Origin of the sequence: Chitinolyticbacter albus (genome assembly GCF_024437655.1) — a bacterium.
Lineage (GTDB): Bacteria > Pseudomonadota > Gammaproteobacteria > Burkholderiales > Chitinibacteraceae > Chitinolyticbacter > Chitinolyticbacter albus.
On record NZ_JANBVF010000017.1, the window covers coordinates 18727 to 40262 of the forward strand.

The 21536-nt window shown below is 64.2% G+C and carries 18 protein-coding genes and 1 pseudogene; 11 read left to right on the top strand and 8 right to left on the bottom strand.

Annotation, left to right across the window (positions count from 1 at the left end; all coding sequences use genetic code 11):
• Positions 1–9: 9 nt before the first annotated feature.
• The 4 genes from NLI84_RS11555 to radC form a co-directional block, all read right to left on the bottom strand.
• Complete coding sequence (locus NLI84_RS11555) at positions 10–1221, bottom strand: branched-chain amino acid ABC transporter substrate-binding protein (protein WP_255990301.1); 1212 nt, start codon at positions 1219–1221, stop codon at positions 10–12.
• Positions 1222–1553: 332 nt separating this feature from the next.
• On the bottom strand, positions 1554–2624 hold the full coding sequence (locus tag NLI84_RS11560) for a carbohydrate-binding protein (RefSeq protein WP_255990304.1): 1071 nt from the start codon (positions 2622–2624) through the stop codon (positions 1554–1556).
• A gap of 209 nt (positions 2625–2833) precedes the next feature.
• Positions 2834–3856 carry an SPM autocatalytic domain-containing protein gene (locus NLI84_RS11565; RefSeq protein ID WP_255990308.1) on the bottom strand — a complete coding sequence of 341 codons (1023 nt, stop codon included), beginning with the start codon at positions 3854–3856 and terminating at the stop codon, positions 2834–2836.
• Positions 3857–3882: 26 nt separating this feature from the next.
• The gene (gene radC / locus NLI84_RS11570) at positions 3883–4557 is read right to left on the bottom strand and encodes a RadC family protein (RefSeq protein ID WP_255990309.1); all 675 of its coding nucleotides are present in this window, start codon (positions 4555–4557) and stop codon (positions 3883–3885) included.
• 49 nt (positions 4558–4606) lie between these two features.
• On the opposite strand from radC, the gene coaBC reads away from it, so the two are divergent.
• From coaBC to NLI84_RS11590, 4 genes and pseudogenes are all read left to right on the top strand, one after another.
• A complete protein-coding gene (coaBC, locus tag NLI84_RS11575) occupies positions 4607–5800 on the top strand; it encodes a bifunctional phosphopantothenoylcysteine decarboxylase/phosphopantothenate--cysteine ligase CoaBC (protein WP_255990310.1) in 1194 nt (397 codons plus the stop codon).
• A complete protein-coding gene (gene dut, locus NLI84_RS11580) occupies positions 5797–6252 on the top strand; it encodes a dUTP diphosphatase (protein ID WP_255990311.1) in 456 nt (151 codons plus the stop codon). The genes coaBC and dut overlap by 4 nt, the downstream gene beginning before the upstream one ends.
• A 27-nt stretch (positions 6253–6279) precedes the next feature.
• Positions 6280–6825: pseudogene (locus NLI84_RS11585) on the top strand (nucleotidyltransferase family protein).
• A gap of 176 nt (positions 6826–7001) precedes the next feature.
• Complete coding sequence (locus tag NLI84_RS11590) at positions 7002–7919, top strand: DUF4349 domain-containing protein (RefSeq protein WP_255990312.1); 918 nt, start codon at positions 7002–7004, stop codon at positions 7917–7919.
• Here the strand turns inward: NLI84_RS11590 and NLI84_RS11595 are convergent.
• Positions 7916–8662, bottom strand: a complete 747-nt coding sequence (locus tag NLI84_RS11595; RefSeq protein ID WP_255990313.1) for a CHAD domain-containing protein — start codon at positions 8660–8662, stop codon at positions 7916–7918. The genes NLI84_RS11590 and NLI84_RS11595 overlap by 4 nt on opposite strands.
• A 2-nt stretch (positions 8663–8664) precedes the next feature.
• Positions 8665–9348 (bottom strand): HAD family hydrolase, encoded by a 684-nt coding sequence (locus NLI84_RS11600; RefSeq protein WP_255990315.1) that lies wholly within the window; start codon positions 9346–9348, stop codon positions 8665–8667.
• Between the two features lie 57 nt (positions 9349–9405).
• Between NLI84_RS11600 and NLI84_RS11605 the strand changes: the two genes are divergently transcribed.
• The 7 genes from NLI84_RS11605 (at position 9406) to NLI84_RS11635 (ending at position 19163) form a co-directional block, all read left to right on the top strand.
• Complete coding sequence (locus NLI84_RS11605) at positions 9406–9798, top strand: YchJ family protein (RefSeq protein WP_255990316.1); 393 nt, start codon at positions 9406–9408, stop codon at positions 9796–9798.
• Between the two features lie 212 nt (positions 9799–10010).
• Complete coding sequence (locus NLI84_RS11610; RefSeq protein WP_255990317.1) at positions 10011–10658, top strand: TetR/AcrR family transcriptional regulator; 648 nt, start codon at positions 10011–10013, stop codon at positions 10656–10658.
• Between the two features lie 18 nt (positions 10659–10676).
• Positions 10677–13133 carry an acyl-CoA dehydrogenase gene (locus tag NLI84_RS11615; protein ID WP_255990318.1) on the top strand — a complete coding sequence of 819 codons (2457 nt, stop codon included), beginning with the start codon at positions 10677–10679 and terminating at the stop codon, positions 13131–13133.
• A 102-nt stretch (positions 13134–13235) separates the two neighbouring features.
• Positions 13236–14597 (top strand): OmpP1/FadL family transporter, encoded by a 1362-nt coding sequence (locus NLI84_RS11620; RefSeq protein WP_255990319.1) that lies wholly within the window; start codon positions 13236–13238, stop codon positions 14595–14597.
• Between the two features lie 59 nt (positions 14598–14656).
• Positions 14657–17029, top strand: a complete 2373-nt coding sequence (locus NLI84_RS11625; protein ID WP_255990322.1) for a 3-hydroxyacyl-CoA dehydrogenase/enoyl-CoA hydratase family protein — start codon at positions 14657–14659, stop codon at positions 17027–17029.
• A gap of 183 nt (positions 17030–17212) precedes the next feature.
• Positions 17213–18418, top strand: a complete 1206-nt coding sequence (locus NLI84_RS11630; protein WP_255990324.1) for an acetyl-CoA C-acyltransferase — start codon at positions 17213–17215, stop codon at positions 18416–18418.
• 172 nt (positions 18419–18590) lie between these two features.
• Positions 18591–19163 carry a chalcone isomerase family protein gene (locus tag NLI84_RS11635; RefSeq protein WP_255990325.1) on the top strand — a complete coding sequence of 191 codons (573 nt, stop codon included), beginning with the start codon at positions 18591–18593 and terminating at the stop codon, positions 19161–19163.
• A 557-nt stretch (positions 19164–19720) separates the two neighbouring features.
• Here NLI84_RS11635 and NLI84_RS11640 read toward each other — a convergent pair.
• Positions 19721–20614, bottom strand: coding sequence for a histone deacetylase family protein (locus tag NLI84_RS11640; protein ID WP_255990326.1), 894 nt, complete (start codon positions 20612–20614; stop codon positions 19721–19723).
• Positions 20611–21468, bottom strand: a complete 858-nt coding sequence (locus NLI84_RS11645) for a mechanosensitive ion channel family protein (RefSeq protein WP_255990328.1) — start codon at positions 21466–21468, stop codon at positions 20611–20613. Before NLI84_RS11645 ends, NLI84_RS11640 begins: the two co-directional genes overlap by 4 nt.
• Between the last annotated feature and the right edge of the window lie 68 nt (positions 21469–21536).

Here is a 21536-nt window from a genome sequence, read left to right on the forward strand (position 1 = left end):
CTTACTGCCTTACTGGGCTGCGCCGCCCACGACTTCCAGCACTTGCCACTTGCCACCCTTGACGGTGTAGATGGTGATTGCGCCGTTCTTGACGTCACCCTTCTCGTCGAAGTTGATCTTGCCAGTGACGCCTTGATAGTCGGTCTTCGCCAGTTCCGGCAGATACTTGGCCGGATCGGTTGAGCCTGCCTTCTTCATCGCTTCGACCAGCACCTTCACCGCGTCATAGCAGTACGGGGCGTACAGTTGCACCTCGGTGCCGAACTTGGCCTTGAACTTGCTCAGGAATTCCTTGCCGCCAGGCATGTCTTCCTTGGCCTGACCCGGGCTCGACGAGATCTGGCCTTCCGAATCCGGACCTGCCAGCTTGATGAATTCCGGCGTTTGCGTGCCGTCGCCACCCATCACCTTGGCGGCAATGCCCAGCTTCTTGGCCTGCTTCTTCAGCGGCGCGGCTTGCGCGTCCATGCCGCCGTAGAAGATCAGGTCGGGCTTGGCGCCCTTGATGCTGGTCAGGATGGCGTTGAAGTCGGTTTCCTGATTGGTGGTGAACTCGCGCTTGACGATTTCGGCGCCGACAGCCTTGGCAGCCTTCTCGAACTCGTCGGCCAGGCCCTGGCCGTAGGCGGTACGGTCGTCGACGATGGCGACCTTCTTGGCGCCGAGCTTTTGCACGGCGTACTCGCCGAGCACCTTGCCCTGCTGTGCATCGTTGGCCATCACACGGAAGGCGGTCTTGAAGCCCTGCGCGGTGTAGGCGACGGCGGTGGCCGACGGCGACACTTGCGGAATGCCGGCATCCGAATACAGCTTGGAGGCGGGGATGGTGGTACCCGAGTTCAGGTGACCGACCACGCCGACCACTTTCTGGTCGACGAAGCGTTGTGCCACGGTGGTCGCAGTCTTGGGGTCAGCCTGATCGTCTTCGGAGACCAGCTCGAACTTGATCTTCTTGCCGCCGATGTCGGCGCCGCCGGCTGCGTTGATCTCGTCGATCGCCATCTGCACGCCGTACTCGTTGTCCTTGCCCAGGTGAGCGATGTTGCCGGTCAGCGGCGCGGCATGGCCGAGCTTGACGGTGTCGCCGCCGCCATTGCTGGATTCAGCCGCAGGCGTCGAGGCAGGGCTGGAGGCGGTCGACTGGTCCGCCGGCTGTTGTTTGCCGCATGCGGTCAGCGCCAGGACGGCGGCCGCGATCATGCTGTAACGCGCGATGCTCATTGTGTTCCCCTTGTTGCTGTACACAGGTGTTAGTACCCACCATCGCCGTTTTGTGTGCGGCTGGCGAATAACGGGACGATGATGAGGAGCCGCAGGAAACGCTGTCAAATACAGCCTTTCCCGCATGACACCCAAATCCAACACTTGTTTGGGCGCCGGGAAATCCACGCTTGACGCGGGCCGGCGCACGCCGGCATGTCGCTCTGACATCATCACCCCATCGTGATGCCTGGCGTAAAGCGAGTATGAGCTTGAGCGCGTCGGATTCGTTGTCGTTTCTAACCCAACAGGCACCGCCGCAGTGCGGCGATGCCTGTTGCCCGTGCGGATCCCTACTGCGCCGGGGCCTGATAGATGGGCGAGCCCCAGTACTGCGAGCGTCCCATCTGCTGGTGTTCCAGCAGTGTGCTCGGGCGGCAGAAGTTTTGCGCATTGCACGACCAGACGGCGACGAACTTGGAGCTGCCGGCCGGGATGGTGACCGATGCGCGCTGGATGCGCCCATCACTATTGGTTTGCAGCACGGCACCGGGCGACTTGCTGCAACGACCGTCGGGAAAGCGTGTCGGGGGCGGTGGAGGGGGCACGGTGCCGGAACTGATCATGTCGGTGATGACCGCGTCGTGGACCGTCACCCCGTCGAGGTTGACCTTCCAGCGATTGGCGTAGCTTTCGGCGTTGCTGGTGGTGCTGACGCCGCATTCCGCGGTGGCGGTGTGCACGTAGGTGACCCCGGCGCTGGAAAGAAAATTGAGCGTGAGGCTGCCCGAGCTCGATTTGCTCACGCTGACTGAGAACAGCCCCGGCAGCAGCGCCGGATCAATTGGGCCGGCGGGCGCGTCGCCCTTGAGTGCCCAGGCTCCCCAGTCTGCCCCCGGCTGTTCGCCCTGGCTCCACCATTTGGCCGCGTACAGCTTGCCGGCCCAGATTACCTGTTCACCGGTGTTGTAGGCGCGGCTGCCAGTCCATTGCTGCAGGCCATTGCCGGCTTCCTGCTCCCAGGCACCCCAAGCAGCGCCTGGTGCCTCGTTCTGGTTCCACCAGCGTGCCTTGTAGTTGACGCCGGCGTAGGAAACCCGGTCACCGGCCACGTAGGCCGGTGCGGCCTGCCAGGAGGGAGCGAGTTGCACCGGGGTGACAGCATTGAGCCGGGCAACAACCTCGCTGTTCGACAGCCCGGCGGCAGTGCCGGTGTAGGCATGCCGGGCCGGCGTGGGACAGGCGCCACCCGATACTGGCGGCTGGTAGGGGAAGTTGGGATCGAGGTCCGGCTGCACCACGGGCAGCTTGCCGTCCAGCCCCGGCGGCAATGCAATGTAAAACGGCGGCGGGGGCGAGCAGGCCCAGCTGGCACCGCCCACACCGAGCAGCCCGAACAGGGCTGCGATCTGTATCGCTTTCATCTCCATCTCCTTGTTATGCCGTTCCTATGAACGGGTACGCCAATGTCATGGCTGCTGCCAGCGTTGTGCACGCGGCATCGGGCGTCAAGGGCAGATGGGCGGGGGCGTGTGACAGCAATTGCTGAAATAACAGGCAGGCTGCGGTGTTGCCGAGCGCTCGCAGGCCAGGGGTTGCGTTGGTCGCCGATGAGCGGTTGGTGAGTGGGCGATCAGACCGCGAGATCGACGTGCTGGATGGTGCCGCCCCCACCGGATTCGGTGAGCCAGATGCCGGATGCGCGAATCTGGCCCAGGTTGTTGTTGTTGCTGTCCTTCAGATCGAAATCGGCACGGCCGTGGCCCAGGTAGATCGCGCCGACGTTGAGATCCGACAGCCCCAGCAACCGGTCGTTGCCTGCGTCATCCTTGAGCCACACCTTGAGCTGGCCCCAGATCGCATCGCCTTCGTCGATCCAGCCGTTGCCATCGTTGTCATAGAGCGCGAGCTCGGCAAAGCCGTTGCCGGACTGCGGGCCGAACAGCTCGCTGCCGTCATCGATGCTGCCGTTGCCATCCTTGTCCAGCGTCAGGAAGCCGCTGCCCGACTTCAGCAACGAGATGTTGTCCTGGAGGCCGTCGGCATCGAGATCGAAGGCAAAGGTCTGCTCGGCGAGCTGCGCCGCGCTGCCGTCGAAATTGATCACCAACGGGTCTTTTTGCGGGCGCGCCAGGCTGCCGCTGGCGATCGACAGCGAAGTCTCGCTGCGATAGTGGCGTTGCAGGCTGAGCTCGGCCTGGAAACTGATTTCGCGCCCATCCGCGGTCTTGACCACGCCGCCCGCGCTGAACGTGGCCGACTCGAATTCCTCCAGCACCTGGCGATAGTCGAGCGAGAAGCCGCCTTCGCTGCCTGCATCAACGGGGGCGGACGGCGCGCTGGCGCTCGTGAGTAGGCCGTCAAGATCGGCCACCTTCACCGCCTTGCCGGTCATGGCCTCGACCAACCGGCGCAAGAGTTCGATGCGCCAGTCGCGCCCGCCCAGGTGCAGGCTGCCCAGATCCTCTGCGGCGCGGGCCTGGCCGGTATCGGACAGGCTCACGTCCGAGCGCGGCGGGCGTGGCGGCTCGCTGCGGATCTGCAGGCTGGTTTCGTTGCGGCTGTGGGCGGCGCGTTCCGCACCCACGGTGACGGAGGATTCGACGATGCGCATGGCGAGGCTCGAAACGGTGTCTTGATCATCAGCGATCGGCATATTTGTATGTTTCTTGAGCTTGCGCGTCAGAGCAGGCCGCGCTCGGCGAACGACACGACTTCATGTCCTGCAACAAGAAAATGATCCAGCAACCTGATTTCCAACAGTTCGAGTGCGTGGCGCAGTTGCCGGGTGACGAGTTCGTCGGCCTGCGACGGCGTGGCGCTGCCCGATGGGTGGTTGTGGGCAATGATGACGGCGGCGGCATTGTGCACCAGCGCGCGGCGGGCCAGTTCACGCGGGTAGACACGGCTCTCGGCCAGCGTGCCGTGCGACAGCTCCTCGGCAGCCAGCACGCGATGACTATGGTCGAGAAACAGCGCTGCGAACACTTCGATGTCGCGACCGCGCAGCCACAGCCGCAAATAATCCCTCACCGCCTCGGGCGAGGTCAGCGCGTCGGTCTGGCGCAGTGTTTCGCCCAGCGCGCGCCGTGCCATTTCCTGCACCGCCTGCAGCTGCGCGTACTTGGCGTCGCCCATGCCGGGAACGGCGGCGAAGGCGTTGCGGCTGGCGCCGAACAGCGCGTTGAGTGAGCCGAAGTGGCTGAGCAACTGGCGCGCGAGATCGACCGCGCTGATGCCGGGTAGCCCCACCCGCAGGAACAGCGCGAGCAATTCCGCGTCCGATAGTGCTGCCGCGCCGTGGGCCAGCAGTTTTTCGCGCGGCCGCTCCGCGGCCGGCCAGTCGGTGATGGACATGGTTTACACTTCGCGCATTCGATGAATCCGATATAAGCAAGGGCCTGCGATGAAGCAAAGACGCATCGTGCTCGGCGTCACCGGTGGCGTGGCGGCGTACAAGGCGGCGGAACTGACGCGGCTGCTGGTGAAGGCCGGCTGGGATGTCCACGTGGTATTGTCCGAGGCGGGAGCCCGCTTCGTCAGCGCGGTCACCTTCCAGGCGCTCTCGGGTAACCCGGTCTACACCGACCAGTGGGATGCCCGCCCCGACAACAACATGGCGCATATCAACCTCACGCGCGGCGCGGCCGCGGTGCTGGTGGCGCCGGCGACGGCCGACCTGATCGCCAAGATGGTGCACGGTGTCTGCGACGACCTGCTGACCACGCTGATCGCCGCGCGTACCTGCCCGCTCTTGGTGGCACCGGCGATGAACCGGCAGATGTGGGACAACGCGCCCAACCAGCGCAATGTGGCGCAGCTCAAGGCCGATGGCGTGGCTGTGCTCGGTCCCGGATCGGGCGAGCAGGCCTGCGGCGAGGTCGGTGATGGCCGCATGCTCGAACCCGAGGACATCCTGATCCGGCTGGAGGCCAGCCTGATGGCCAAGCCCTTGCTGGGCAAGAAGGTGGTACTCACCGCAGGCCCGACCTTCGAGCGCATCGATGCGGTGCGCGGCATCACCAACTCGAGCTCGGGCAAGATGGGTTTCGCGGTGGCGCGCGCCGCATGGGAAGCGGGCGCCGAGGTGGTGTTGGTCGCCGGTGAGACGGCGCTGCCCACGCCGCCCGAATGTCGCCGCATTGACGTGCAATCGGCGCAGCAGATGCTGGCAGCGGTCGAGGTGGAAGTGCCGCAGGCCGATATCTTCATCAGCGTCGCCGCCGTGGCCGATTACTACGTGCTCAACCAGAGCGAGCACAAGATCAAGAAGGACGCGCACATCCTGACGCTGGAGCTCGCGCCCAATCCGGACATCCTCGCCAGCGTGGCGTGTTCGCCCAACCCGCCGTTCTGCGTCGGCTTTGCCGCCGAATCGGAGAACCTGCTCGAATACGCCGACGCCAAGCGCCGCCGCAAGCAGTTGCCGCTGCTTGCTGCCAACCTGGTGCAGCAGGCGATGGGTGCCGACGACAACGAAGTCATCCTGCTGGATGACGCCGGCACCCACCGCTTGCCGCGCGGCCCCAAGCTTGATGTGGCGCGCCAGCTGATCGCCCATATGGCCACCCTCTACACCCAGACCCGGAAGACTCGATGACCACGCCCACCCTCGATATCAAGATCCTCGACGCGCGCCTGCACGACAATCTGCCGGCCTACGCCACGACCGGCGCCGCCGGGCTCGACCTGCGTGCTTGCCTCGATGCGCCGGTCGAACTGGCGCCGGGTGCGACCACGCTGGTGCCGACCGGCATGGCGATCCACCTGGCCGATCCGGGCCTGGCCGCGATGATCCTGCCGCGCTCGGGTCTGGGCCACAAGCACGGCATCGTGCTGGGCAACCTGGTCGGCCTGATCGATTCGGACTACCAGGGCCAGGTGTTCGTCTCGGTCTGGAACCGGGGCCACACCAGCTTCACCATCCAGCCGCTGGAGCGCATTGCACAGCTGGTGATCGTGCCGGTGGTGCAGGTGGCGTTCAACGTGGTCGATGATTTTGACCAGAGCGAGCGCGGCGACGGTGGCTTTGGCAGTACCGGCAAGCACTGAGCTCTCGGCACGCACCGGGGCGCTGCTGTGCGCCGACGCCACGCGTTGGCGTTGCCTGGAGGTCGTGCGCGCGCAGGCCTTGCCGGACGGCTGGATCGTGGCGGGCTCCTGCGCAACTTGATCTGGGATCATTGCTTTGGTACCCGCACCGGCTTGAACGATGTGGACGTGGTTCATTTCGACGCGCTCGATCTTGGCCGGGCGCGCGAGCGGCAGATCGAAGCGCTGTTGGCCGCAACGGTGCCGCAGCTGTGTTGGCAGGTGCGCAACCAGGCGCATGCACCTGCGGCATGGCCATGCGCCTTCCTGCGACTGCCTCGACGCCGTTTCCCGTTATCCGGAATGTGAAACCCGGTTGGCGTGCGACTGGGCTTGAACGGGGCGCTCGAATGGTTGTTGCCGTTCGGTTTGGCCTGCAGTTGGGCCGGGACCATCACCGCCAAGCCGGCCGTTCCGTTGTCAGTATTCCAACAACGCCTGCGGGAGAAACAATGGCTGTCGATCTGGCCTGAACTGCGCGTTGTCGCTGATGGATTCCGTCCGCACACAAGAGGCGAGCCGACCACTGCGTAACATGGTGTGACGGCGGCGTTACATGGCGCGCCATCCTGCTTACCCCTCGAAACCGAATGCATGTTGTCGGCATGAGGAAAGCTGTTGGAAAGTACCGAGGCGAAGCAATGGTGCTTCGTGTGCTCAACGGATCGCCTCCCATGCCGCCTCGTCGCCTCCTTCCCGCTTTGCTTGCTTTGTCCATTGCCCTTGCCGCCTGCGGAAAGAGGGAGGAGGCGGGGGATTACGCCGCCGCGGAATCCGCTGCGCCGGCCGAGGCGGAGAAAACTGCGGCGCCACCGGCACCGGCCGATGCGCTGACTTCGCGCGTGCTGGGCGGCCTGCCGGCGGATCGCCGCTTTGTCGTCACCGCCCGTGTCGACGCCCGGGTGCGGGATACCTACCGCGCCAGCACTGCCATCGAGGATCTGGCAGCCGCGCACGGCGGTTTCGTGATCCGCAACGACATCAAGGCCGAAGTCAGCGACACCCGCGAGTTCGCCCAGCTCGACGGCACGCGGCTGGAGCTGATGCAATACGTGACCCGGGCCCAGCTGGTGCTACGGGTGCCGACCGCGCGCACCCAGGATTTTCTGCGCGCCTTGGCCGCGCAGATCGATTTCCTGGAGGCGCGCAGCTACGGGGCCGAGGACGTGCAGCTTGAATGGATGCGTCAGCAGCTGACGGCGCGCCGCACCCAGGAGGCGCAGCAGCAACTGGGCGAGGTGGCTTCCGCGCCGGGCAAAACCCGCCAGCGGGTCGAGGCGATCGACCAGCAACTGCAGACCAAGGCTGCGCGTGACGAGGCCGTGCTGGCGCAGGCGCTGCTCGATGACAAGGTGGCTTACAGCACGGTGGCGCTCTCGCTCTACCAGGCCCCGCAATTGCGCAAGACCGTGCTGACCGATTTCGATTCCGCGCTGGCCGATCATCGTCCGGCCTTTGGCGCGAGCCTCAAGCAATCGCTGCGGCAGGGCTGGCGTGGGCTGCTGCTGGTGGTCGTGGGGTTGGCCGTGCTGTGGCCGCTGTGGCTGATCGTGGCGGCGGTGGTGGGCCTGCTGCTGTGGCGCGCACGTCGCCGCCGCGCCACGGTGCCGGCGCAGGAACGAGGCTAGCGCGCCAATCGCGCGAACTTGATCCCGAGCGCCTTGGCGCTGGCCTCGGCCGAGGCCAGCAGCGCGGCGCGCGGTGTGGGGTCATCGCGCCAGCCTGCGGCAAGCTGGACGTCGAAATCGTGCAGCTCGCCCAGATCGGCCTGGGCGGTTTTCAGCGTGCTGTAGAGCTTGCGCTGGCGCTTGGGCAGCCACGAGCCGGCGTGCTCGATCAGGTAGCGCAGCCGTTTCACGTCGATGCGCAGCGCGTGCCAGTGCTCGGCATCACGCGGGGCCGAGAGGTCGGCGTCGAGCCGGTGCCCCAGCTTGTCGGCGCGACGCCGGATCCGGCTGCGCAATGCGCTGCGTTTGCGCTCGGCCAGGCGATTGTCGAGCCAGGCGCGGCTGGCTGCCATCAGCACCGGCCAATCCACGCTGGTCAGCGCCGTGTGCACCTCGGCATAGCCCGCGGCGCATTGTGCGGCGATGGTGGCGCGCGCCGGATGATCCGGCGGCAGTTGTTGCAGTTGCACTTCGGCATCGCGCGCCGGCCCGGTCAGGCGGGTGAGAGTACGCCAGGCGGTCAGCAGCGCAAGGTCGGTTTCCTTGCGTTTCAGGATCAGCGGCAACAGCGTTCGCCAGCCGCGTAGCGCGATGCGCAGCTGGTGCAGCGCATCCGGCTCGCCAGCGAGGACCGGATCGCGCTGCTGGGCGATGCGATCGAGCAATGCATGCAACTGGCGGGCGAGGGTGCGTTTTCTGGCCATGTTCAAGCCCCGGTCTGGACGGCGAGCCAGTCGGCGGCGACGCGTTGTGCCTCGGCCAGCGAGGCGACAACGGGCACGCCCAGCGCCAGCGTTTCGGGAGTCGGATCTTTTAGATCCGGCACCATGATGACGCGGCAGCCGGCGGCATGCGCCGCGGCGACGCCAAAGTTGGAATCCTCGAACACGATGCATTGTTCCGGTTTGACGCAAAGCAAACTTGCGGCTTTCAGGTAGATGTCTGGTGCGGGTTTGGGATGTTCGATCTCGTCGCCGCACACGGTATGGCTGAAGCGACGCAGGATATCGACGGCGGTGAGGTGATGCTCGGCGATGCTGCGCCGAGTCGATGTCGCCACCGCCTTGGGCAGCGTGGCCGCTTCCAGCCAGTCGAGCAGCGGCAACAGGCCGTGCTTGAGCGGTATCGGCGCCAGCGTCGCCTGCAGGTAGCGCTGGTGCGTGGCGGCCAGCAGCGATTCGGTGGGGAAGTCGTGGCCGAACAGGTCGGTGAGGTAGGCGGGGGCCTTGCTGATATGCATGCCCACCATGCCAAGGGCGGCGCTGTGCGGAAAAGGGATATCGAGCGAGCTCGCCGCATCCAGCCAGCAGTCGATGGCGATGCGCTCGGTATCGAGCATCAGGCCATCCATGTCGAAGATGGCGGCGCGCGGTGGGGCGAAGGTGGGCATGGCGTTGGGCGGGCGTGGGTAAAATAAGGCGATTCGCCGAGTCTAACCGAGTTCCCGATGAAACAAGCCGTCACCCCCGCCTGCCATTGCGGCCTGCCTGCAACCTACGCCGCCTGCTGCGGCCGCTACCATGACGGCGAGGCGGCGCCGACGGCCGAGGCGCTGATGCGCTCGCGTTACAGCGCCTATGTGCTGGGGCTGGAAGCGTATCTGCTGGCGACCTGGCATGCGTCGACCCGGCCAGCGACGCTGGACCTCGCGGCCGACGCGCCGGCGCGCTGGCTGGGGCTGGCAATCAAACGGCACGAAGCGAGCGGCGATACGGCGCTCGTCGAGTTCCTGGCACGCTACAAGGTGGGCGGGCGCGCCCATCGCCTGCATGAAACCAGCCGTTTCGTGCGCGAGGCTGGGTGCTGGTTCTACGTTGATGGTGATCTGCACCAGAACTGAGTGGCACAAACGCCACAGGCGCCGCCACGGTGCAGGTGCTTGATTTTTCATGCCCTCAACTGGTGAGGGAAAGTCCTAAGGGCTGATTTTCTGCACCAGGCTTGACTTCGGTCCATTCCAACGATAATTTCAAACAGACGTTTGAAACCCGGTCTGTCGGGTTACGTGAATACTACCGGTCTGATCGAGACCGGTTATCGCTGGAGACCGATATGGCTGAAACAGCCAAGGCGCAGGAAACATCGACGCGCATACTCGACGCTGCCGAAGTGCTGTTTGTCGAGCATGGCTTCGACGCGACTTCGATGCGCATGATCACCCAGACCGCCGGCGTGAACATCGCTGCGGTGAACTACTACTTCGGCTCCAAGGACGGTCTTTTCAAGGCGGTGTTCGAACGCCGTGCCGAACCCTTCGCCCGGCTCACGCTTGGGCGGCTTGACGAAATCGAAGCGGGTGGTGCCGTGCCGTCCACCCGCCAGATCACCGAGGCCTTCGTTGCCGCCTCGGCCACGATGGGCAGCGACAGCTCGCTGGGTGGGCAGTTGTTTGTCCGCTTGCTCGGTCGCACCTTCGTCGAGCCTCATCCCATCCTCAAGGAAAGCATGCCGCGCCGCTATGGCGAGGTGACCCGGCGTTACATCGCGGCTTACCAAAGGGCGCTGCCCCAGCTTTCCGATGCCGAAGTGCACTGGCGTTTCCATTTCCTCACCAGCGCCATGTTCAACGCCTTTGCCGGCAACAACGTGCTGCGCCTGTTCATGACCCAGCCTCTCGTCAACGCGCGTGATCCGCAGCTGATCGCGCGCATGTTGCTGCCCTTTATCGAAGCCGGCCTCAACGCGTCGGCTGCCGAATAACCCGGAGAATTTCCTATCATGACCGTGCTGATCTGTGTGGCCGTCATCCTTGTCGTTGTCACCCTGCTGGCCTATTGGCGAGCGCCCTTGTGGCTTAGCTCGTTGCTGGCGCTGGCTGCCGTCGGCTATGCCGTGCTGGGCTGCGGCTCGCACTGGGCCTGGCTCGTCGCCGCCGTGCTGGTGCTGGCCGTGCTCAATCTCAAGCCGCTGCGTCGCGCCGTGCTGACCGGCCCGATGTTCCAGGTGTTCAAGAAGATCACGCCGCCGATGTCGCAGACCGAGCAGGAAGCGGTCGACGCGGGCACCGTGTGGTGGGATCGCGACCTGTTCTCCGGCAAGCCCGATTTCGATCGTCTGCACAGCTTTCCCGCGCCCAAGCTCACGGCGGAAGAACAGGCCTTCATCGATGGCCCGACCGAAGAGCTGTGCGCCATGCTCGACGACTGGAAGATCACCACCGAGACCAAGGATCTGTCGGCCGAAGCCTGGCAGTTCATCAAGGACCAGGGCTTCCTGGGCATGATCATCAAGCGGGAGTATGGTGGGCTGGAGTTTTCCAACTACGCCCATGCCCGCGTGGTGACCAAGATCGCCACCCGCTCGGGCTCGGCCGCGGTCACCGTGATGGTGCCCAACTCGCTCGGACCCGGCGAGCTGTTGCAGCACTACGGCACCGAGGAGCAGAAGAACTATTTCCTGCCGCGCTTGGCCCGCGGCATCGAGATCCCGTGCTTCGCACTGACCAGCCCCGAGGCTGGGTCGGACGCCGGTGGCATTCCGGATTTTGGCGTCGTCACCCGTGGCAGCTATACCGATCCGCGTACCGGCGAGCGCCATGAGGACGTGCTCGGTATCAAACTGTCGTGGGAGAAGCGCTACATCACGCTGGGCCCGGTCGCGACCATCCTGGGCATGGCGTTCAAGCTGTACGATCCGGACCATCTGTTGGGTGACAAGGACGAGATCGGCATCACCTGCGCGCTGATCCCGACCCAGCACGAAGGCGTGAACATTGGCCGGCGCCACTATCCGGGCACCGCGGTGTTCATGAACGGCCCGAACTGGGGCAAGGATGTATTCATCCCGATGGAGTGGGTGATCGGCGGAGCGAGCTACGTCGGCCAGGGCTGGCGCATGCTGGTCGAGTGCCTGTCGGTGGGACGCTGCATTTCGCTGCCGGCGATGTCGGTCGCCTCGGGCAAGCTCGCGGCCTATACCACCGGCGCCTATGCCCGCATCCGCAACCAGTTCGGCCTCGCCATCGGCCGTTTCGAGGGCGTGGACGAGGCGCTGGGCCGTATCGGTGGCCATGCCTACCAGATGGATGCCGCGCAGCGCCTGGCGCTGACCGGCCTCGACATGGGCGAGAAACCGTCGGTGCTGTCGGGCATCCTCAAGTATCACAACACCGAGCGCATGCGCTCAGTGATCAACGATGCCATGGACGTGCATGCCGGCAAGGCGGTGTGCGTCGGGCCGCGCAACTATCTGGCCTCGGGCTATGGTGCGATTCCGGTGGCGATCACCGTCGAAGGGGCCAACATCCTGACGCGCTCGATGATCATCTATGGCCAGGGCGCCATCCGCTGCCACCCGTTCGTGCTGAAGGAAATGCGCGCCGCGATGGCCAACGATCTGAATACCTTCGATGACGCCGTGATCGGTCATATCGGTTTCACGATTTCCAACAAGGCACGCGCCTGCGTCATGGGCCTGACCGGCGCGCGCCTGGTGTCGGCACCGAAATCCGGCCCGACCGCGCAGAACTACCGCGATATCGTGCGCCTCTCGTCCGCGTTCGCTTTCCTCTCCGACATGGGCATGGCCACGCTGGGCGGCAGCCTCAAGTTCCGCGAGAAGCTGTCGGCGCGCCTCGGCGACATGCTGTCCAATCTCTATATCGCTACTGCCGCATTGAAGAAATTTCACGATGACGGCGAGCCCAAGGAAGACCGCCCCTTCGTGCGCTGGGCCGTGGAATCGGCGCTGTACGATTGCCAGGAGGCCATGAACGGTTTCCTCAACAATCATCCGAACCGCTTCCTGGCCTGGTGCATGCGCCGCGTGGTGTTCCCGCTGGGCATGAGCCTCAAGGGCCCGGCCGACCGTGTGGGCACGCGAATTGCCCGCGCGCTGATGGAGCCTTCGGTGTCGCGCGATCGCCTGGTGCAATACATGTATCTGCCCAAGGATGAAACGGATGCGGTCGGTGTGCTGGAGCACGCGCTCAAGGCGGTGATCGATACCGAAGGCATGGAAAGCAAGCTGCGCCGCGCGCAGCGCGAAGGCCAGCTCAAGGCCATCACCGCGCGCGATCGGCTGCAGGAAGCGCGTGGCAAGGGTCTGCTGACCGATGCCGAGTTCGCTGCGGTCGAGCGCGCCCGCCGCCTCAAGCGCGAGGTGATCATGGTCGATGATTTCGACGCCGAACTGAAAGCGGCCGATCCCGATGCCATCCATCGTGTGGTGATCTGAACGCGATGGCATTCCGTACCCGCCCGGTCTTGACTGGGCGGTGAACTAAACACCAGCCAGACGGGGACGCAGCACCAGCTGCATATTTTGGAGAGCACGAGAATGAAGAAAATCGCTGTTGCTGTACGCATGATCGGCGCTGGTTCGCTTGCGCTGATGACGGGCCAGGCACTGGCTTCCGGCTATCACTTCGGCACGCAAAGCGCCAGCAACCAGGGCGTGGCCAATTCCGGCGCGGCGCAGGTGATGGATGCCTCGACCATCTTCTACAACCCGGCCGGCATGACGCGCCTGAAAGGCACCAACCTCACCGGCGTGCTCAACGTGATCATCCCGGATGGCGAGTTCGAGAACGATGGCAGCACCAGCGCGGCAGGTCGGCCCATTGCGGGCAATGACGGCGGCAACTTTGGCTCGACCACGCCAGTGCCGCATTTCTACAGCACTTACCAGATCGACGACGCGCTGACGGTCGGTCTGGGCGTTTTCGTGCCGTTCGGCTCGCACAGCGATTACGACGAGAACTGGGTGGGCCGCTACAACTCGCTGGAAAACCAGGTCCAGACCATCAATATCAACCCGTCGATCGCCTACAAGGTGAACAACGTGGTGTCGCTGGGCGCCGGTGTGAGCATGCAGTACATCAAGGGCAAGCTGTCCAAGGCCATCGACTTCGGTACCGGCGTGGCGGCCCAGCTGGGTAACCCGGGTCTGGTACCGCTGCTCGGCGCCAATCCCACCTACGACGGCAGCGTGGTGATCAAGGGGGACGACATCGGCTACGGCTTCAACCTGGGCGCCTTGTTCGAGATCAGCGAAAGCACCCGCGTCGGTGTGGCCTATCGCTCCAAGATCAAGCACGAGCTCGAAGGCGACGCGGATTTCACCGTGCCGCAGACCTTCGCTTCGATCGCCGCGCTCGGCCCGGCCGGCGCCATCGTTCAGGCCGGCCTCAATGCCCGGTACCAGGACACCGACGCCAAGCTGAACATCGATACGCCCGAATCGTTCTCGATCAACGGTTTTCACCAGATCAACGATCAATGGACGGTAACGGCCGACTACACCCGCACCAAGCACTCGCGGCTGAAGGAACTCCGCGTGGAGCTCGAAGGCCGCAATGATGCCGTGACGGTCACCGACTGGAACAACACCAACCGTTATTCGATCGGTACTACCTACAAGCTCAACCAGAAATGGCTGCTGCGCGGCGGTCTGGCGTACGACGAGGCACCGGAGGACGACGACAACCGCATTCCGGGCATACCCGATAGCGACCGCACCTGGTTCGCCGTGGGCGCCAACTACGCGTTGACCGACTACAGCTCGATCGATCTGGCCGCGATCTATGTTTCGCTGAGGAAGGCGCCAATCGAACAGCTCGACGAGAACGGCTCTACGGTACGCGGCGACTACGACGTGAACTCGATCACGCTGGGCGCCCAGTACAACCACCGCTTCTGATCCACCCCGCCGGGCGGCGTCCCCGCCCGGCCCTTTATCACTGCGAGGTCCACATCAACATGGCCAACGTGCATATCCGCCGCGTCGCGGTACTGGGCGCCGGCGTCATGGGCGCACAGATTGCCGCCCATCTCGTCAACGCCGGTATCGAGACCGTCCTCTTCGACCTGCCGGCCAAGGAGGGCGATGCCAACGGCATCGTGCTGAAGGCGATCGACAACCTGAAGAAGCTCAAGCCCGCACCGGTGATGTCCGCCATGCGCGCCGAGCTGATCCAGCCAGCCAACTATGGCTCGGATCTGGAACTGCTCGCCTCGTGCGACCTGGTGATCGAAGCGATCGCCGAACGCCTGGACTGGAAGCTTGATCTCTATCACAAGATAGCGCCGCACCTGGCGCCGCACGCCATCCTCGCGACCAATACCTCGGGCCTGTCGATCCAGAAGCTCGCCGATGGCGTGCCGGGCAGCCTGCAAAGCCGTTTCTGCGGCATCCATTTTTTCAACCCGCCGCGCTACATGTACCTGGTCGAGCTGATCCCGCTCGCCAAGACCGACGCAGCGCTGCTCGACAACCTGGAAAGCTTCCTGGTCACTCGCCTGGGCAAGGGCGTGGTGCGGGCCAAGGACACCCCCAATTTCATCGGCAACCGCATCGGCGTGTTCTCGATGCTGGCGACCATACATCACGCCGAACAGTTCGGTATCCGTTTCGATGTCGTCGACGACCTGACCGGCCCGCGCATGGGCCGGCCGAAGTCGGCGACCTTCCGCACTGCCGACGTGGTCGGTCTCGATACCTTCGCCCATGTGGTGAAGACCATGACCGACAATCTGCAGGGCGACCCCTGGGCGGCGTACTACACGATCCCGGGCTGGCTGACCGCATTGATCGAGAAGGGTGCGCTGGGCCAGAAAACGAAGGCTGGCATTTACAAGAAGGATGGCAAGGCCATCCTGGTGCTCGATCCCAAGGCGGGCGACTACGTGCCGTCGGGGCAGAAGGGCAGCGACGAGGTCAAGGCCATCCTCAAGGTCGACGATCCGGCCGAGAAAATACGCCAGCTGCGTGCGTCGAACCATCCGGAAGCGCAATTCCTCTGGGCCTGCCTGCGCGATGTGTGGCACTACGTAGCGACATTGCTGCCGACCATCGCCGATTCGGCGCGTGACATCGATTTCGCCATCCGCTGGGGCTTCGGCTGGAAGCAAGGCCCGTTCGAATTGTGGCAGGCCGCGGGCTGGAAGGCGGTCGCCGAGGCCGTCGCCGCCGATATCGCCGCTGGCAAGAGCATGGCCAACAGCACCTTGCCGGCCTGGGTCGGTCAGGTGGACGGCGTGCATGCTCCGGCTGGCAGCTACAGCGTGGCGCAGGGCAAGCTGGTTGGCCGCTCGATGCTGCCGGTGTACGGCCGCCAGCTCTATCCGCCGCAACTGGTTGGCGAAGCCGAGCCGGATTACGGTGAGACCGTGTTCGAGAACGACAGCGTACGGCTGTGGCTGCCGCCCGCGGCACCGGACGTGCCGGTGCTGACATTCACCACCAAGGCGCACGCCATCGGCGCCAACGTGCTCGCCGGCGTGCAACAGGCGATCAAGATCGCCGAAGAACGCTTCCAGGGCCTGGTGATCTGGCATCCGGACGCACCGTTCTCGGTGGGGGCCGATCTGGCGAGCATGGGTCCGGCCTTCATGACCGGTGACTTCGGCGCGATCGAGAACATGGTCGCCGAGTTCCAGAACACCTCGATGGCGATCAAGTACGCCAAGGTGCCGGTGGTCGGCGCCGCGCAAGGCTACGCCTTCGGCGGCGGCTGCGAGTTCCTGATGCACTGCGCCCGGGTGGTCGCCGCGGTAGAAACCTATATCGGTCTCGTCGAGGTCGGCGTAGGCCTCTTGCCGGCCGGTGGCGGCTGCAAGGAATTCGCGCTGCGCGCCAGCCGTGAGGCCAAGGGGGGTGACATCCTGGCCGCGCTCAAGGACTACTACATGGCGATGGCCATGGCCAAGGTCGGCACCAGCGCCGAGGAGGGCCAGCAGATCGGCTACCTCAAAGAATCGGACATCGTCCTGTTCAATGCCAACGAGCTGCTCTACGTCGCGCAGGCGCAGGTGCGGGCGCTGGCCGCTACCGGTTATCGTCCGCCGGTCAAGCCCAAGACCTTCCCGGTCGCCGGCCGTGCCGGTGCCGCCACCATCAAGGGGCAGCTGATTAACATGCTGGAAGGCGGCTTCATCTCCAAGTACGACTACCACATCGGCGTGCAGATCGCCGAGGTGGTCACCGGTGGCGATGTCGACGCCGGTACCCAGGTGAACGAGGAGTGGATCCTCCGGCTTGAGCGTGAGCGTTTCATGGGGCTGTTGAAGAAGGGCAAGACCCAGGAGCGGATCATGTACATGCTGGAGAACAATAAGCCTCTCCGAAACTGATCTGCGGGCCTCCGCGACGCATGGCTGCGTCATTGGGGCTGGTTTGGCTGCTCATGGGCATCAGCCCATTGCGCGGCCTCTCCATCCCCATTCCTTGCCCTGCGCCGCGGCCTTCCCGCAGCTCCGCGGATTCTGGAATCAAGGCGGTTTATATACTGCCCAAAAGCAAATCAGGAGCTCCTCATGAGCAAACAGATTCAGGAAGCCTACATCGTCGCGGCGACCCGCACGCCGGTAGGCAAGGCGCCGCGCGGACAGATGCGCCATGTGCGGCCGGACGACATGCTGGCCCACGTGATCCGTGGCGCGCTGGCCCAGGTGCCGGGGCTCGACCCCGCGCGCATCGAGGACGCCATTGTTGGCTGCGCGATGCCCGAAGCCGAACAGGGCATGAATGTGGCGCGCATCGGCGTGCTGCTCGCCGGCCTGCCCAACACCGTGGGCGGCGTCACCATCAACCGCTTCTGCTCGTCCGGCATCAATGCGGTGGCGATGGCGGCCGACAAGATCCGCTTGGGCGAAGCCGACGTGATGATCGCCGCCGGCACCGAGAGCATGTCCATGGTGCCGATGATGGGCAACAAGGTTGCGCTCAACCCCGAGTTCTTCGCTAAGGATGAGAACTTCGCCATCGCCTATGGCATGGGCCTCACCGCCGAGAAGGTGGCCGAGCAATGGGAGGTGAGCCGCGACGATCAGGACGCGTTTGCCGTCGAATCGCACCGCCGCGCGCTGGCCGCGATCGAATCGGGCGCCTTTGCCGACGAGATCACGCCGCTGGAAGCGACTTACCGCGTGCCCAATCTTGCCACCGGCGAGGTGGAGCTGGTGAAGAAGACGCTGACCACCGACGAAGGCCCGCGTCGCGATACCAGCCTGGAGGGTCTGGCCAAGCTCAAGACCGTATTCTCCGCCAAGGGCTCGGTCACCGCGGGCAACAGCTCGCAAATGTCCGATGGCGCCGGCGCCGTGATCCTGGTTTCGGAAAAGGTGTTGAAGGAGTTCAACCTTACGCCGCTCGCGAAGTTCACCACTTTCGCCGTGAAGGGTGTGCCGCCGGCCATCATGGGCATCGGCCCCAAGGAAGCGATTCCGGCAGCGCTCAAGCTCGCCGGCCTCAAGCTCGACGATCTTGGCTGGATCGAGCTCAACGAAGCCTTTGCCGCGCAGGCGCTGGCGGTCAGCCGTGACCTCGGCCTCGACATGAGCCGGGTCAACCCGAACGGCGGCGCCATTGCGCTCGGCCACCCGCTGGGGGCCACCGGCGCCATCCGTACCGCGACGCTGGTCCACGGGATGCGCCGCAAGGGCCTGCATGGACAGCACGGCATGGTGACGATGTGCATCGGCACCGGCATGGGCGCTGCCGGCATCATTCAGATCCTGTAACGGGATGGGGCGCCGGCTTGCCGGCGCCCCTGGGTATGCTGCGCATCGCTCCATCCCTTCTTCTCCCATCCGGGTATGCCCGGCGGGATACCTTTTGCTCTGCCTGTCTTTGGCCCACGGCGCGAACAGCCCGTGGGCTTTTTTTAAGTGTGTTGCGCACTAGGAGAGAACGATGAACAAGATGAAGCTCACCTTGCTGGCGACTGCGCTGGCGCTATCCCTTGCAACGGCTCAGGCGCTGGAGGTGGAGGGTGTCAACGTGGCCGAACAGGCCAATGTGGGTGGCCAGCATCTGGTACTCAATGGCGCCGGTGTGCGGACCAAGATCGTGGTCGATGTCTATGTGGCGGCGCTCTATACCAGCGTCAAGACCGCCGATGCCGCTGCCGTCATCAAGGCCGGCACGCCGCGGCGGGTGGAGCTGAAGATGCTGCGCGAGGTATCGGCCGCCACGATGCACGAATCGTTCGTGGACGGGCTCACCGACAATGTCGGCAAGGCCACGCTCAAGCAATTTGGCAACCAGCTTGAGGCGCTGGACCGCCTGTTCAAGGAAGTGAAGTCGGTGGCCAAGGGGGATGTCATTCAGCTTGATTTCATTCCTGGCCAGGGCACGCGCGTCAGCGTGCGCGGCAAGGCCTACCCGGTGATTGCGGGGGACGACTTTGCCAGCGCCATGCTATCGATCTGGCTGGGCAAGGATCCCGTGCAAAGCGCGCTCAAGACCAAGCTACTGGGCAATTGAAGGCGTGCCGTGATCGATGGTGGTGCGGGCCGACAACAGTCGGCCCTATTTTATTCTTGTAGTTTTGCTACTTTGTGATTTTTGGTGTTTTTTGCTTTGCTACATGTCAAACGTATGAAAACAAACAAAAAACATATAACTTACGTAGCTTGTTACACATTGAAACGTCTAAATATACGTAGTTTTTCTACATAACTACTTGCGGTGGAAATGTAGTGCGCGTACAGTGAGTCCTGTAGCCAACGTGCTGCACCAAATCGGGTCAAGCACTCCAAAAGGGTGAGGCCGACAACAGGAGAACACCATGCGTACCTTGTTCCGAATTTTCCGCAACGCTGAATCTGCTCAACGTCTGCTTATCAAATCCTACGGCTGGCGCCTGACGCTGGTTCGTTGATCCCCCCGCGCGGGGTGGGTTATCCCGGCGCTTGTAGCTTCATCTGTTTTTCTGCGATCCCCTTGATCGCTTATCGACTCCTCCATCCTCTGCCCAGTCTCGCAACCGCAAGGTTTGCCAGCTGGGCGTTTTTTTGCCTGCTGCAAACGTGCCGGATTGATCAGCTGGCGTAGCGCAGGTAGGCGGCGTGGACCGTGGCGGCCTGGATCGCGACAGTATCGGTGATGGGCGTGGCGTAGCCGCCACCCATGGTGATGGCGACCGGAATGCCGAAACGTCGGCACTGGTCGAGCACCAGCGCATCGCGCGCTTCAAGGCCGGCGCGGGAAAGCGACAATTTGCCCAGCCGATCACCCTGGTAGCTATCGGCGCCTGCGAGATAGATCACGAGTTCCGGCTGTGCCAAGGTGAAGAGCTGCGGCAGGCTGCCGGCAAGCGTATCGAGGTATTCGTCGTCCCCGCAGCCATCGGCCAGTTCGATATCCCAGTCGCTGGCTTCCTTCTGGAGCGGGAAGTTATTCCGACCATGCATCGAAAACGTGAATAGCGCCGGGCTGTCCGCCAGCATGGCGGCCGTGCCATTGCCCTGATGCACGTCCAGATCGATGATCAGCGCGTGCTGGATTTCGCCCGCGTGCTGCAACACCCGCAACGCGACCGCGCTGTCGTTGAATACGCAGAAGCCGCTGCCCCGGTCGGCATAGGCATGGTGGGTGCCGCCGGCGAGGCTGATGCCGCAACCTTCGTGCAGCGCCGTGCGGCAAGCGGCGAGGGTGGCGCCGACCGAGTATCTGGAACGCACGATGAGCTCGGTCGACCAGGGGAGGCCGAGCGCGCGCTCCTCGATGCGACTGAGTGCGCCACTCGCCAGGCGGGCCAGATAGGCCGGTTCATGGGCAAGCAGCAGTTCATGGTCGGTGGCCGCCGCCGCATCGACGATGTACGGGGCGGCGAAGCGGCGTACCGCCTCATACAGCAGGCGGTATTTCTCGACTGGGAAACGATGACCCTCGGGCAGGGGCAGCGGATGCTGGTCGGTGCGGTAGATCTTCATGCATCGTCGGCGGGATGATCCTGACCCGGGGAGGTCGCGGTGAGAAAGGCGCGCAGGATATGTTGCTCCACCTTGGAGCGCTGGCCCAGCGGTGCGGGCAGTTGCAGGTGCAGACCGATCGACTCCCTGTCATCGAGCGCGATCTTGATCCGGGGTTCGATGGCCGGCGCATCGAGGCCAAAGCCGCGTTGCAGCTCGCGCGCATGCTGGGCCAGGTCATCACGATACTCGGCGATCACGTGATGGGCGGCCTCCAGCAGGGCCGTTTCGGCACGTTGCCAATCGGCGTCACGCCCGATATCGATATGCAGCGTCTGGATCACATAGCTGCCCAGCATGGTTTCGTTGTAGACCGGCTGCGACAGCAGCAGGCTGTTGGGAAACGTGATGCCACGCCCCACCGTCCCCTTGTTGGCCATGGCCTGGCTCGATTCGATCAGCGTCGTCGAGAGCACATTGGTATCGATGACCTGACCCTTGAGTCCGTGAATCTCGATCCGGTCGCCGATGGTGTAGGCATGTGTGCTGGTGCGGTAGATCGAGCCCATCAGGCACAGGATCATTTCCTTGGTTGCGAGCACGATGGCGGCGGCAATCGCGACCAATGACACGGCCAGTGTTTCGATCTCGTTGGCCCAGATCAGCGCCATGCCGACCATGAAGACCACCAGCCCGGAATTGCGTAGCGTGACCAGCCAGCGCCGCTTCACTTCGTGGCCGAGATCCTCGCGCTTGAGGATGGCATGCCGTATCAGCGAGCGCAGCACCATCAGGATCAGCAGGAAAATCAACGAGGCGGCAAGGTCGCGGACAAAAGCCCTGTCGATGAAGTCGGGTAGCCACGGGGCCAGCATGCACACTCCTGGAAATGATCCGCTGCGAAGCGGGAAATGGGAATCCGCTCATTCTAGCAGTCGCCCCG

Coding starts and splice junctions, on each gene's coding strand:
- NLI84_RS11555 (WP_255990301.1), bottom strand. CDS start 1,221: ATGAGCATCGCGCGTTACAGCATGATCGCGGCCGCCGTCCTGGCGCTG.
- NLI84_RS11560 (WP_255990304.1), bottom strand. CDS start 2,624: ATGAAAGCGATACAGATCGCAGCCCTGTTCGGGCTGCTCGGTGTGGGC.
- NLI84_RS11565 (WP_255990308.1), bottom strand. CDS start 3,856: ATGCCGATCGCTGATGATCAAGACACCGTTTCGAGCCTCGCCATGCGC.
- radC (WP_255990309.1), bottom strand. CDS start 4,557: ATGTCCATCACCGACTGGCCGGCCGCGGAGCGGCCGCGCGAAAAACTG.
- coaBC (WP_255990310.1), top strand. CDS start 4,607: ATGAAGCAAAGACGCATCGTGCTCGGCGTCACCGGTGGCGTGGCGGCG.
- dut (WP_255990311.1), top strand. CDS start 5,797: ATGACCACGCCCACCCTCGATATCAAGATCCTCGACGCGCGCCTGCAC.
- NLI84_RS11595 (WP_255990313.1), bottom strand. CDS start 8,662: ATGGCCAGAAAACGCACCCTCGCCCGCCAGTTGCATGCATTGCTCGAT.
- NLI84_RS11600 (WP_255990315.1), bottom strand. CDS start 9,348: ATGCCCACCTTCGCCCCACCGCGCGCCGCCATCTTCGACATGGATGGC.
- NLI84_RS11605 (WP_255990316.1), top strand. CDS start 9,406: ATGAAACAAGCCGTCACCCCCGCCTGCCATTGCGGCCTGCCTGCAACC.
- NLI84_RS11610 (WP_255990317.1), top strand. CDS start 10,011: ATGGCTGAAACAGCCAAGGCGCAGGAAACATCGACGCGCATACTCGAC.
- NLI84_RS11615 (WP_255990318.1), top strand. CDS start 10,677: ATGACCGTGCTGATCTGTGTGGCCGTCATCCTTGTCGTTGTCACCCTG.
- NLI84_RS11620 (WP_255990319.1), top strand. CDS start 13,236: ATGAAGAAAATCGCTGTTGCTGTACGCATGATCGGCGCTGGTTCGCTT.
- NLI84_RS11625 (WP_255990322.1), top strand. CDS start 14,657: ATGGCCAACGTGCATATCCGCCGCGTCGCGGTACTGGGCGCCGGCGTC.
- NLI84_RS11630 (WP_255990324.1), top strand. CDS start 17,213: ATGAGCAAACAGATTCAGGAAGCCTACATCGTCGCGGCGACCCGCACG.
- NLI84_RS11635 (WP_255990325.1), top strand. CDS start 18,591: ATGAACAAGATGAAGCTCACCTTGCTGGCGACTGCGCTGGCGCTATCC.
- NLI84_RS11640 (WP_255990326.1), bottom strand. CDS start 20,614: ATGAAGATCTACCGCACCGACCAGCATCCGCTGCCCCTGCCCGAGGGT.
- NLI84_RS11645 (WP_255990328.1), bottom strand. CDS start 21,468: ATGCTGGCCCCGTGGCTACCCGACTTCATCGACAGGGCTTTTGTCCGC.